Source organism: Citrobacter sp. C1, from assembly GCF_014596895.2.
Classification (GTDB): Bacteria; Pseudomonadota; Gammaproteobacteria; order Enterobacterales; family Enterobacteriaceae; genus Citrobacter; species Citrobacter gillenii.
Window position 1 is genome coordinate 1,991,624 of the sequence record NZ_CP115035.1, and the last position, 11,871, is coordinate 2,003,494.

Genomic DNA, 11,871 nt, shown 5'->3' on the forward strand with positions numbered 1-11,871 from the left:
GGTTTAAGCGGATTTAGGTAAAATGGCTTCGACGTCGCTGTGTGGACGCGGGATGACGTGGCAGGATTTCACCTCGCCAACGGCGCTGGCGGCAGCGCTGCCAGCGTCTACAGCAGCTTTAACCGCGCCGACATCCCCACGAACCATGACGGTGATAAGGCCCGAGCCAATTTTTTCGTAACCAACCAACTGCACGTTAGCGGATTTCACCATGGCATCAGCGGCTTCAATAGCGCCGACAAGCCCTTTTGTTTCAACCAGTCCCAGTGCGTTATTCATACTGCTTTTCTCCTGTGGATTATGAGTGGCATTCCCGGAAGGGAATGCCTTTAACCAGCCGCGCAGCGTTATTGCCGATGCGCCGACGGGCGTGGCTATCTTGTTGATACGTCAGCGTAAAAAGTGGCGCTGAGGTCGGTAAATTTTTGTAGTGCACAACCAGTTGTTCCCGGTTACATCCAATGCCGACGAGCAGCGGTGACTGACATGCCGCCAGCCATGCGCTGTGGATGATGTCGGCGGAATGGCTCTCCTGAACCACAAAGGGGATCCCTTCTTCTTCAATACCCAGCAGGACGTCATTCCAGAGTGACATGTCCTCTCCCAGGGTGAAGATCACGATAGCCGGTGCGCTGAGGTTACTTTCCATGAGCAAATGCCTTGTACCAAGAGAGGATAAGCCCAGTTGCGACAGCATTTCGTGGGCCTTCGGTACCGCGAATATTGCCGCGCCCCGCAACCAGGCGGTAGTGCGCCAGCGCATCCGTTACCAGCTGTGGAACTTCGAAGTCCAGAGAAGAGCCACCAACCAGAACCACAAACGGGATGTCGCGAATATTTCCTGTGGGGCTAACCTGACGAAGCGCTCTCAGCGCATTGGTGACAAAAACGCGTTCCTTGGCGCTGCGGCGAATGACGCGAACTTTCTCCAGAGCCAGGTCCCCAGGTAATGGCACCAGTTCATCGGGTTTCACCACACAGACCCGGGCGAATACCGTTGGCGGCAGGGGAGAAGGAAAGAACTGAACGCTGCCATCTTCGTGGCGAAGGTGGAACAGGCTTTCTACTTTCGCCAGCGGATATTTTTTGATCTCCTCGGCGAGGTAACGATCTTCCAGTCCCAGTTCACGGGCAATAATCATCGTGACCATATCGCCCGCACCCGCCAGGTGTGTGGCAATAATTTCGCCTTTTGGATTAATGATAGAGGCGTCAGTGGAACCTGCGCCGAGATCCAGAATGGCCAGCGGACGCGTTGTGCCCGGCGTAGTGAGGGCACCCAGAATGGCCGCTTCGGCTTCAGCGCCGCCTACCTGCACGTCGATGTTGAGCTTTTGCGTGATCTCCTGGGCTATCATCGCCATTTGCAGGCGATCTGATTTCACCATTGAGGCAATACCCACCGCCTGTTCCAGCGAGAACTCTCCGGCGAGTCCCCCCGTCACGCTGACGGGAACGGAGGTATCAACAGCCAATAAATCCTGGATGAAGATTTCATGGCTGGGCTTGTTGGTTAACTCCGCCATGGTCTGGCGTACATGTTCCAGCATGCCGCCAATATTGGTTCCTGCTTCGCCGATAACGTTATCAAGCCGTGGGCATTCGCCTACCGCCTTCATAATGGCTTCCGCGCCTGCGGCAACGTCGACGCGAACAGTACGTCCTTGCGACTGGAGTTCGAGGTTTCCGGCAGGAATGGCTCGCGCTTTTACATCGCCCGACGGTGTTTTCACGACGACCGCTGAGCGGTTACCAATCAGGGCACGTGCCATGGGGACAATATTTTTGGTCTCGTCCGCATTCAGGTTAAAAACAGTCGCAATCCCGTAAGGATTAGAGAGTGTTTCAATCACCTTTCCGGGGATAGCGACCTCAATGGCCGCCAGCATCCCTAATGGGATCCGATCGATATAGCGCACTTCGTCGACGATGGGCAGCGGCGTAGTAAGACGGTTGCTGACCAGCACGCCATCGTCCTGTTGCAAAATAACGCCGGTTAGCTGATATCCGGCGCGAACGGAGGCATTAATCATGGTGGCGACATCGGCAAAATCGAATGCCGATGACACCACCAGGATATAAGGCATATCCGCCGGACGGGTTAACAACTCTTCCGGCGTAATTGTGACGCCAACACCTAACCCGACCCCACCAGGCGTTTTAGGGTTGTGGCCTATCATGGTTGACTCGGTGATGATGGTTTCGGTGATCGTCTCCATCGCCACATCACCAATGACTGGCGTGGCTTCGTTAATACGGATGAGCGAAATATCGCTGACATTGATGCCTGCATTTTTTGCTGCAAGCGTAAGCGCCTCCTGAATACCAAACACATTACGTAACGTGCCCTTAATTCCAGTCGTTTCTGCCAGTGCGCTGGTTGTAATGCTCAGCGTGCCAGCGTCATCCAGAGTCGCGAGAGCGACTTCTGTTGATGAGTTGCCTATGTCAATGCCAGCTATATATCGCATCATTTTTCCCTAAAATTAATCGTCACCTTTGAGTTTCTTACGTTCGACGTACAGCACTGCTGCTTCACGTACGAAGGCTGCGCAAATCTTTGCCTGATAACGATTTTCGAGATCGTCGGCGATGGCCATCAGCTCGTCTTTGGTTGAGCGGTATGGGCGCAGGGCGTTGTAGATCTCAAGGATGCGATCGTCAGGTACTGCGGTCAGTTCTGCGGCACGTTCAAAGTTCATCGCCAGCCTGTCACGTCCGGCATCTTTGGCGATATCCGCCTGAATGCGCAGCGTTTCTGGTGTGATACGCATATCCTGTGCGGTGACCTTATTGCTCAGCACATTTTCGAGCGTGAAGTCATCCAGCGTTTTATTGGTGGCGGTTTTTACCCACTCAGGGTGTTTATTGGCGAGCGGGTAATCCGTCACTTTCGCGGTATGCGCTGATGAACCAGTCGCGGCTGGAGTGACGGTCTCTCCCTGCAGACTGTTCATTCGGCTCAACACATCCCGAACCATCGATTCAATTGCGTCGGTATTCATGGAGTTATCCTTTATCAAAGCGCCACGCGCAGTTCCTGCGGGTTTTTGCCCGTCACGACGTATTTGGTCTCTTTAATGTGCAGAATGGCTGATTTCGCCTGGTACTTCGGACGCGCCATCTGATCATTCAACGTCGGGACCGGTTGTGGAGATTCACGCTTGGCGTAACGCGCGGCGTTCTTACCAATCTGGCGGTAGGTTTCCAGCGTCAGGAGTGGGGCCTGAGGGAACAGCTCCAGGTTAGAAAGCGGCGGTAACCCCTGCTGGTGGATAACCGTGGTGCCTTTGGACTGGATGCCGATTGAAATACCGGAACCACTCAGACGGTTACCTTCCACGGCGACAAACGCCACATCGGAGGATTTAAAGCAGCGGATGACGCGTGCTTTAATGCCTTCTTCTTCAATACCCGCGATCACTTCGCGCAAAATATTCTTGTGCGGAATACCGACGATATTGACGGTCTGCGAGAGCCCAAACGCCGGACCAACGGCAATAATCACTTCATCCTGCTGCTGACCCTGTTTGGCTTCGCCAATTTCGGTCAGAAAACTGTCACCAGGCGCGGTCGCCATCTGCGGTGCGGTTGCCGCAGCAGACGAGCGGAAAGAAACAGGCTTATCGCTGGTCTGCATTTCAGACAGCACATCTTCAATTATCTGGCGCAGCAGCTTTTCATTGATTTCCATAGTTCACCCCTTAGCCAAGCTCGTTGGGATCAAGTGCGCCGGGGATGTTTTTAATTTCTTCCCAGCGCTCGCCTTGCAGGCGATAACCTGTTGCCGGACCGGCATAATCGTTGACGTCATTCACCGCGGAAAGCACCTGTCCGTCGCCGACGATAATGGCGGAGGTATGCAGATAGTCTCCGGTTAACTTGGCTTTCTGGATGTTGAGCATATCCTGAGCAACATCGGTAAATCCGCCCTGGGCCAGGGCTTTCACCACTTCCAGTCCGTTGCGGTTTTTGCTGATGATCTCTTGCGCAAACTTAATGTCTTCAACGATGTTACGTTCTGGCATATCTTTCGAGCCGTGGGCGTAAGTCGCGGCTTCAACTTCTTCATCGGTGATGGGTGGCAATCCCATTCCAGCAAACACTGCCTGCAGTGCGCGGGCCGCTTTGTTACGAATGGCGATGACGTCTTCTTCACGCACCGGACGCAAACCCCCGTCGACTTTCAGGTCACGCTGGAGAACGTTGTAGTCGTCAAAGTCTTCGGCATCTTCGTTAGAGCCTGCAAACATGTTGTCGTAGTTCGGTACGGCGGAATAGCCGGAAGAGATGAAGTCAGTTCCTGGCAGGAATTGCATCAGCAAACGCGCGGTACGGCGCATATCCGAGTGGGTAAAGGTTTGGTCGTTACTGGAGGCGCATTCGAGATCCAGTGACGAGCAGATCAGGTTTTCTGCCAGCACTGCGCGGATACCTGACGGTACGGCGGAAGGGACGCCGATGCAGCTAACGGACCCGTTCTGTAAACCCTGCACGCCAGCGGCTTTGGTGATGTAAATGCAGCGGGCTTCCAGATACAACATGGATTTGCCTTCTGCATAACCCATCTGCACTTCTGAGCCTGAGCCTGAGGTAAAGCGCATTTTCAGACCGCGTGAGGCATAAGAAGAGGCCAGGAAGCCTTTTGACCATGGGGTATCGTCACCATCGGTAAAGACCGGCTCAGTACCGTACACGGAAATCGTTTCTGCATAGCAGGTGTGGCCTAACATGCCGAGTTTGAGTTCGGTGGCTTCTTCCAGTGAGCACTGGGTTAATACGCCGGGACGCCCAACCTGTGAACCGACCAGCAGAGCAATAGCGTTAAACGGGGCATAGCGTGCCACGGCAACGGTTGTTTCCTGCTCGTCAAATCCACGCCATGCGCCTTCTGCTGCATCGGCCGCAATCTGCACCGGGTTGTCTTTAACGTTGGTGACGTGCGCTTGTTGAGAAGGGGTTCTGCGGGCGCGCATTTTCTGCATCGACATCATCATTTCGACGACGTTCATATGCGAAACCACTTCGACAATTTTTGCCGGTGTCATCGCGGTGGTCAGCGGAACGATGTCTTTGCGTTTCACATTAGGATCGCAGAGCATATTGGCGAGTTTGACCGAGTCCATCGCCATCACTTCTTCAGCGCGCGCCAGATTAATACCGTAGCGGGCAATGAAATGGTCTATCAAATCAAATTCACTGGCGGCTTTACCATCCAGTTCGGTGACCATACCGTTAACGATTTTTATGGACGGTTTTGGGTCGTTCGGGCTTTCCATCGCAATGAAGCCTTCTTCGATCCACTCCTTAACGAAGCCGTCCTGATTCACAGGGCGTTTCGCCAGTGCTTCAAATCTTTTCGATCTCATGAATCAGCCTCACGGGTATCAGATGTAGGACGGACGATCGTTTTTCGGTTCTGAGCCGAGGGTCGCAAGCACGGTTTTACCGATTTCGCGCGCGGAGATGACGGCCTGACGTACGGCGCCAGAGTCACCGGAAATAACCAGAATGGCTTCGTTACTGAAGCTGGTACCATGGGCAGGGGAGCTATAAGCCACCACTTCGACGTTGGCTGATTTCAGTGCGGTATCGGCCATCAGTACACCAACCGATGCCGGTGCGCCGACGATCACACCACAGGCACGACCAATGGGTGCGCCGAAGGCTTTTTCCAGCGCATAGCTGGCACGTGCGGTGTATTGCATTTCGATGTGACCGGCTTCATTGGCGTAGACATCACCAAATGTGCGATCCAGTTCTTTCAGCGCGACTTCAATTCCGCGTTTTACGTCGGAAACATCGTTGCCGCCGAGGATAATCAGTGAACCGTGGCCTGCTCCGCCTTTGGTATCTCGCGGAAGCTCAATGCTCACCACTTCAGTATTGGTGGCTTTTACTGCTTCATCCGCGGCCATGATATGGGGGCCTGCGCCGGTACGGGCGCCTAGAATGCCAATGGAGCGATAGCGTTTTTCAAGCTTCATCGCGTCCAGTAAGGCGCTGTCGACGTTGGCGATCACCAGACCGACGGTGTCGCCAATCGCGGTGCCGACAAATTCCGTTAAACTGCAGCTTTTCTCTGCCATAGCCGTCTCTCGTGTTGGAAGATTATTTTCAGGGATAGCCTTGTGTTCTGGCGTTGCCACTCGAGCAATCACCTGCGCCATGATCTGTTCAACCAGCTCATTGCTGCTCATCAGCTAATTCCCTTCGGTAAGATTTTTTCGACATCGGTATGAGGACGTGGGATCACGTGTACGGCTTTCACTTCACCCACATTACGTGCGGCAGCGGCGCCTGCATCTGTTGCCGCTTTTACCGCGCCAACATCACCGCGAACAATCACGGTGACCAGCCCTGAACCAATTTTTTCGTAGCCGACCAGCATCACATTGGCTGACTTCACCATTGCATCTGCGGCCTCTATGGCTGCAGTTAAGCCTTTGGTTTCTACCATTCCTAACGCTTCTTGTTGCATAAAGACCTCGCCTGGGTTGTTCCGATTTTCATGACTATAAAAAGAAGCGAGGAAAAAGAATGGCTGACTTGAAACGGAGAGTGAAAAAATAGTAAGCGAACGGCAATATAAAATTGCTTGATTTTATTTTATCAGATTGTTTTTAAATGATTTTTGTGATCTTGCGGATGTGAAAAATTGGTTATGTCAATACCAGATTTACATTTTTGCTAGTGACACGATAAATATCATTTGCTATGCGGGGGAAATGAAATTGTGATGCTTGTTTGAAAACAGAAATCTGCTGTTGGCAATATTTTATTATTTTTAGAATGCATTTTTAATAGGGCTAATGCCCGTTTTTGTTAGCTGTTTTAATAATGCTGACAGCAAAAATTTGTTATCACTACACGATTTTAAAAAGGTGGGAGTGCTCAGATTGCCAACAATTTGCCGACGGCGCTTTTTATAGTAAGCCTTGAAGTACTCTACTGCCAGCAGGGAGTCCGCTGGTACAGACACGAACTCTGCTTAGAAGGTGTCACAATGAACGATTCACTAAAAGCGCAATGCATTGCCGAGTTTTTAGGTACCGGGCTGTTCCTGTTTTTTGGCATTGGATGCCTGAGTGCCCTTAAGGTGGCCGGTGCGAGTTTAGGGTTATGGGAAATATGCATCATTTGGGGTCTTGGGATTTCGCTGGCGGTCTACCTGACTGCCGGAATATCCGGGGCACACCTCAACCCTGCGATTACCATCGCTCTGTGGCTGTTTGCCTGTTTCCCTGGGCGTAAAGTTTTACCCTATACGGTCGCGCAAGTCGCAGGTGCCTTTGGTGGCGCGTTGCTGGCCTATTTGCTGTACGGCAGTTTATTCATTGAATATGAGACGGCGCACCATATGGTTCGTGGCAGTCTTGAAAGCCTGCAACTGGCCAGTATTTTTAGTACTTATCCGGCCTCTGCGCTTAGCGTATGGCAAGCGGCGCTGGTGGAAGTGGTCATCACGTCCATTCTGATGGGTATGATTATGGCGCTGACGGACGATGGCAATGGGGTGCCTAAAGGTCCTCTCGCGCCATTGCTGATTGGTATTCTGGTTGCCGTCATCGGTGCATCAACAGGTCCGCTCACAGGATTTGCCATGAATCCGGCGCGTGATTTTGGTCCTAAGTTGTTTGCCTGGTTTGCCGGATGGGGAGATGTTGCGATGACGGGGGGACGCGATATCCCATACTTTATCGTCCCGATTGTGGCACCGATCATCGGTGCGTGCGCCGGGGCAGCAATTTATCGTTACTTTATTGGCAAAAATTTACCGTGTAATACTTGTAAGCTGGAGGAAAATGAGAGCTAGCTTCATGGAAATTGTTTATTTCTGAAATGCAAAAACTGATTTCGTGATCCGGTTTCCTGAACAGCTTAAAAAGTCTCCCCACAATGGGAGACTTTTGTTATGGTCCATTAACACCTTTTATCATTGCGTCTAATAGCGAGATGAAAAGTGAATGTGAATAATGTGTTTTTATTTATAACAATAAATTAACTGAGAGGTTTTATCATGATTTCTGCGAGCGCCCTGAACTCAGAACTCATTAATAAAATCGCACAGGATTTTGCACAGGCCACCAGTCTGGCCGTTGTGGTTGTCAATATTCACGGTGATGAAATTTCTGAACTCTTTAATTTTACCCCTTTCTGCCAGTTGATGCGCCAGCATCCGCAGCACAGCACGCGATGCCGTATGAGCGATCGTTGTGGGGGCCTTGAAGCATCAAAATCAGACCAGCCGTGTATTTATCGCTGTCATGCCGGCCTTACCGATTTTTCTATCCCTTTGGTGATTGCAGGCCACTTGGTTGGTTTTGTTTTATGCGGTCAGGTGCGCTTAAGCAATGACGTAGGCCTGGTTGATATTTTGAGTGTCGATGATCGCTGGCAAGCCGATCCCGAACTGCTCAATGAATTTCGTAATGTTCCGGAAATGGACTATTCTCGCGTCATCGCCTCTGCAGATTTGTTGAAGTTGATTGTTGAAAATTGCCTTAAAAAACAATTGAATTTCGTTGTCATTAAAGACAGTACACAGCAGTCAGAGTCGGTGCGTCCAACCCGTAGCCCGACTCCTCATGACAGTAAAATGAAAAAAGCGTTGCGCTATATCGACGCACATTTGTCGGATGAGCTTCGCCTCGAGGAGGTGGCTTCGCATGTTTATCTCAGTCCGTACTATTTCAGCAAGCTGTTCAAAAAATATCAGGGGATCGGTTTTAATGCCTGGGTAAACCAACAGCGAATGGCAAGTGCTAAAGAGTTGCTTTGTCATAGTGACTGGAGTATTGCCAGTATTGCGCGAAATTTAGGCTTTTCGCAAACCAGTTATTTTTGCAAAGTTTTCCGCCAGACATACCAGGTGACGCCGCAGGCTTTTCGCCAGCAAATTAGTGTTGTTTCGTCCGAAGAGTCAGCATAAATAGCAATATTTTGCTATTGCCGATTTTTGATATCGTATTGTATGTCCGTCATTATAAAATGAAAAATAAGGATAGAAGACAATAAATTGTCATAGCGCAACAAAGTAATAGTGTCTGAAGGATAAACTGCACCAGTTTTTATTTTTGTGATGAGATACAGTGTCTGTGTGAATGACTTTCTTTATTATTAATTGAAGCTTTCATACGGAATGCAAACTTAAGAATAAGCTGAATGACGCCATAACATTGGCTGAATGAGCGTAAAAGATATTTAAATGAATTTTTGTCATGAGGTGTGTTAATTCATCTCATGCCTGGAGCTTAATAGAATTTGCTCCTGAGCTGACAGGTTTACCACGTTTGTGGTAGGGAAGGGGGTGAGAATCCCCCGCAGCCCCCGCTGCTGTGATGCTGACGACCCCGTATAGACCACTGATCGCGAGATTGGGAAGGACGGGTGAGAATGACGCTAAGCCAGAAGACCTGCCTGTCAGTGACTACCAACAACTTCGGTGGGAAGTGGGTTGCTCAGATGCATACAGTCGAAAGACTGGGTATCTCTACACCCCTACCACCCTGAACAGGATCAGGGTATGGCGGCCAATTTTCGCGCGTTTGTTCTTGCAGGTACCGGAAGCGGCTGTGGTAAAACCACGGTAACGCTGGGCTTGTTGAGTCTGCTGAAAAAACGCGGTTTGCGCGTCCAGCCTTGCAAAGTCGGTCCTGATTATCTGGATACCGGCTGGCATACCGCCGTATCTGGCACAGCCTCCCGCAATCTTGATAGCTTCATGCTCCCCACTTCCACGCTGAACGCCTTATTTTGCGAACATATGCAGCATGCGGATATCGCCGTCATCGAAGGCGTTATGGGGTTGTATGACGGTTATGGTACGGACCCCAATTACTGCAGTTCCGCCGCGATGGCGAAGCAGCTGGGCTGTCCGGTCATTTTGCTGGTGGACGGTAAAGCCGTCTCAACGTCAATTGCCGCCACGGTGATGGGATTCCAGCATTTTGATCCAACGCTGAACATTGCTGGCGTGATTGTTAACCGGGTAAACAGCGAAACGCATTACCAGCTACTTAAAGTCGCCATCGAACGCTACTGTTCGATACCGGTATTGGGCTATGTTCCCCGCGTCGATGGCGTGGCGCTCCCTGAGCGTCATCTGGGACTGGTGACCGCGCGGGAATCAATCGTCAATCAGTTGCCGTGGCAGGAATTTGCTACAACGCTTGAGCAAACGTTAGATATCGACGCGCTGCTGGCCTTAAGCCAGTTAGACACCCCACCGGTGGGCGAATGGCCCGCGCTTCCTGCCTCCGATGCCGGAGCTGGACTGACGCTTGCCATTGCTGATGACGAAGCATTCAACTTCTACTATCCGGATAACATTACGCTACTGGCGCGCACGGGCCTCAATATTGTCCGTTTCAGCCCGCTACACGACAGCCGTCTCCCTGATTGCCAGATGATCTGGCTAGGGGGCGGATACCCTGAGCTGCACGCTGCCGGGCTTGCCCAAAATTCCACCATGCTGGCGCAACTGCGTGCGGCTCATCAGCGCGGTGTGGCGATTTACGCGGAGTGCGGTGGTCTGATGTACCTGGGGAGTTCGCTGGAAGACAGCAACGGCGATATCTGGCCGATGGCGGATATTATTCCCGGTCACAGCAAAATGGGCAAACGTCTGACCCGATTTGGCTATTGTGAAGCGCAGGCCGAACAACAAACCTTACTCGCTGCGCCCGGTGACGTGCTGCGCGGACATGAATTTCACTATTCCGATTTTACCCCTCAAACCCAGGCCGTGACGAGCTGTCGCAAAGTTCGCGATGGCGAAACGTTACAGGCGTGGTCTGGCGGTTGGCAGGTTGGCAATGCGTTTGCCAGCTACCTGCACGTTCATTTTGCTCAGCGTCCTGAGATGCTTAATCACTGGCTAGACGCCGCGAGGAGCGTGAAATGACACTGCTCGCGTGGTGTGTCGCCTGGCTGCTTGATTTTATCATTGGCGATCCGCAGAGCTGGCCGCATCCGGTACGTTGGATTGGCAATCTCATTACCGCTGTGCAGCGCCTGGTTCGCCGCTACTGCCATAGCGATGGCATGCTGCGTATCGGTGGCGCAGTGCTGTGGGTTGTGGTGGTCGGCGTGACCTGGGGCGTTTCATGGGGCGTACTGGCGCTGGCGCAATCGCTTCATCCGTGGCTAGGGTGGGGCGTCGAGGTGTGGATGATCTTTACCGTGTTGGCTGGCCGCTGCCTGGCGAATGCCGCACGAGATGTCGAACGTCCACTGCGTGCCAATAATCTCACAGAAAGTCGGGAAAAACTCTCCTGGATTGTGGGGCGTGACACCTCACAATTACAGCCGAAACAGATCAATCGCGCGGTGGTGGAAACCATCGCTGAAAACACCGTGGACGGCATCATTGCACCGCTGTTCTTCCTGTTTCTCGGCGGTGCCCCGTTGGCGATGGCCTACAAAGCGGTGAACACCCTGGACTCCATGGTTGGCTATAAAAATGAAAAGTACCGCGCTATCGGGATGGTCAGTGCACGACTGGATGATGTCGCGAATTTGATTCCTGCCCGACTGGGGTGGCTGTTGCTCGGGTGCGCTGCATTTTTATGCCGTAAAGACGGCTTCGGTGCATTACACATTGGTTGGCGCGATCGCTACAACCACAGCAGTCCAAACTGTGCCTGGTCCGAGGGGGCCGTTGCCGGAGCATTAGGTGTCCGCCTTGGTGGCCCTAACGACTATTTTGGTCTGCGCGTTGAGAAACCGTGGATTGGTGATGCACAACGAGACATTTCAGTAGACGACATTTCCCAAACAATTCGATTGATGTGGGTAGCATCGACCCTGGCCCTGGCGCTATTTATTGCGCTGCGGTGGCTGTTGGTCGGTGTGGCCTGAGGACAAAAC

General features: G+C 52.0%; 12 protein-coding genes and 1 riboswitch. Of the genes, 4 read left to right on the top strand and 8 right to left on the bottom strand.

Annotated elements, in window-relative coordinates; all coding sequences use genetic code 11:
• Positions 1–3: 3 nt before the first annotated feature.
• From pduJ to pduA, 8 genes are read right to left on the bottom strand one after another with little or no spacing between them, the layout of a single operon-like run.
• The gene (gene pduJ, locus IB214_RS09540) at positions 4–279 is read right to left on the bottom strand and encodes a propanediol utilization microcompartment protein PduJ (protein ID WP_001057752.1); all 276 of its coding nucleotides are present in this window, start codon (positions 277–279) and stop codon (positions 4–6) included.
• Between the two features lie 19 nt (positions 280–298).
• A complete protein-coding gene (locus tag IB214_RS09545) occupies positions 299–649 on the bottom strand; it encodes a glycerol dehydratase reactivase beta/small subunit family protein (protein WP_096756647.1) in 351 nt (116 codons plus the stop codon).
• On the bottom strand, positions 639–2,471 hold the full coding sequence (locus IB214_RS09550) for a diol dehydratase reactivase subunit alpha (RefSeq protein WP_117343393.1): 1,833 nt from the start codon (positions 2,469–2,471) through the stop codon (positions 639–641). The genes IB214_RS09545 and IB214_RS09550 overlap by 11 nt, the downstream gene beginning before the upstream one ends.
• A gap of 15 nt (positions 2,472–2,486) precedes the next feature.
• Positions 2,487–3,005: a propanediol dehydratase small subunit PduE gene (gene pduE, locus IB214_RS09555; RefSeq protein WP_115258155.1), complete on the bottom strand. Its 519-nt coding sequence runs from the start codon at positions 3,003–3,005 to the stop codon at positions 2,487–2,489.
• A 14-nt stretch (positions 3,006–3,019) separates the two neighbouring features.
• A complete protein-coding gene (gene pduD, locus IB214_RS09560) occupies positions 3,020–3,694 on the bottom strand; it encodes a propanediol dehydratase medium subunit PduD (protein ID WP_096756649.1) in 675 nt (224 codons plus the stop codon).
• 10 nt (positions 3,695–3,704) lie between these two features.
• Positions 3,705–5,369 (bottom strand): propanediol dehydratase large subunit PduC, encoded by a 1,665-nt coding sequence (gene pduC / locus IB214_RS09565; RefSeq protein ID WP_096756650.1) that lies wholly within the window; start codon positions 5,367–5,369, stop codon positions 3,705–3,707.
• Positions 5,370–5,387: 18 nt separating this feature from the next.
• A complete protein-coding gene (gene pduB, locus IB214_RS09570) occupies positions 5,388–6,200 on the bottom strand; it encodes a propanediol utilization microcompartment protein PduB (protein ID WP_096756651.1) in 813 nt (270 codons plus the stop codon).
• Positions 6,200–6,481 (bottom strand): propanediol utilization microcompartment protein PduA, encoded by a 282-nt coding sequence (gene pduA / locus IB214_RS09575; RefSeq protein WP_003030255.1) that lies wholly within the window; start codon positions 6,479–6,481, stop codon positions 6,200–6,202. Before pduA ends, pduB begins: the two co-directional genes overlap by 1 nt.
• Positions 6,482–7,006: 525 nt before the next feature.
• On the opposite strand from pduA, the gene pduF reads away from it, so the two are divergent.
• The 4 genes from pduF (at position 7,007) to cbiB (ending at position 11,862) form a co-directional block, all read left to right on the top strand.
• Positions 7,007–7,816, top strand: a complete 810-nt coding sequence (gene pduF, locus IB214_RS09580) for a propanediol diffusion facilitator PduF (RefSeq protein ID WP_117343317.1) — start codon at positions 7,007–7,009, stop codon at positions 7,814–7,816.
• Positions 7,817–8,020: 204 nt separating this feature from the next.
• Positions 8,021–8,932 carry a regulatory protein PocR gene (gene pocR, locus IB214_RS09585; RefSeq protein WP_117343318.1) on the top strand — a complete coding sequence of 304 codons (912 nt, stop codon included), beginning with the start codon at positions 8,021–8,023 and terminating at the stop codon, positions 8,930–8,932.
• A 331-nt stretch (positions 8,933–9,263) separates the two neighbouring features.
• Positions 9,264–9,439, top strand: a riboswitch (cobalamin riboswitch).
• Between the two features lie 87 nt (positions 9,440–9,526).
• Positions 9,527–10,906: a cobyrinate a,c-diamide synthase gene (locus IB214_RS09590; protein ID WP_117343319.1), complete on the top strand. Its 1,380-nt coding sequence runs from the start codon at positions 9,527–9,529 to the stop codon at positions 10,904–10,906.
• The gene (cbiB, locus tag IB214_RS09595; protein ID WP_117343320.1) at positions 10,903–11,862 is read left to right on the top strand and encodes an adenosylcobinamide-phosphate synthase CbiB; all 960 of its coding nucleotides are present in this window, start codon (positions 10,903–10,905) and stop codon (positions 11,860–11,862) included. The genes IB214_RS09590 and cbiB overlap by 4 nt, the downstream gene beginning before the upstream one ends.
• Positions 11,863–11,871 lie beyond the last annotated feature (9 nt).

Excerpts from the sequence above, each read along its gene's own strand:
- pocR (WP_117343318.1), top strand. The coding sequence starts at position 8,021 with ATGATTTCTGCGAGCGCCCTGAACTCAGAACTCATTAATAAAATCGCA.
- IB214_RS09590 (WP_117343319.1), top strand. The coding sequence starts at position 9,527 with ATGGCGGCCAATTTTCGCGCGTTTGTTCTTGCAGGTACCGGAAGCGGC.
- IB214_RS09550 (WP_117343393.1), bottom strand. The coding sequence starts at position 2,471 with ATGCGATATATAGCTGGCATTGACATAGGCAACTCATCAACAGAAGTC.
- pduD (WP_096756649.1), bottom strand. The coding sequence starts at position 3,694 with ATGGAAATCAATGAAAAGCTGCTGCGCCAGATAATTGAAGATGTGCTG.
- IB214_RS09545 (WP_096756647.1), bottom strand. The coding sequence starts at position 649 with ATGGAAAGTAACCTCAGCGCACCGGCTATCGTGATCTTCACCCTGGGA.
- pduA (WP_003030255.1), bottom strand. The coding sequence starts at position 6,481 with ATGCAACAAGAAGCGTTAGGAATGGTAGAAACCAAAGGCTTAACTGCA.
- pduB (WP_096756651.1), bottom strand. The coding sequence starts at position 6,200 with ATGAGCAGCAATGAGCTGGTTGAACAGATCATGGCGCAGGTGATTGCT.
- pduJ (WP_001057752.1), bottom strand. The coding sequence starts at position 279 with ATGAATAACGCACTGGGACTGGTTGAAACAAAAGGGCTTGTCGGCGCT.
- pduC (WP_096756650.1), bottom strand. The coding sequence starts at position 5,369 with ATGAGATCGAAAAGATTTGAAGCACTGGCGAAACGCCCTGTGAATCAG.
- pduF (WP_117343317.1), top strand. The coding sequence starts at position 7,007 with ATGAACGATTCACTAAAAGCGCAATGCATTGCCGAGTTTTTAGGTACC.
- cbiB (WP_117343320.1), top strand. The coding sequence starts at position 10,903 with ATGACACTGCTCGCGTGGTGTGTCGCCTGGCTGCTTGATTTTATCATT.
- pduE (WP_115258155.1), bottom strand. The coding sequence starts at position 3,005 with ATGAATACCGACGCAATTGAATCGATGGTTCGGGATGTGTTGAGCCGA.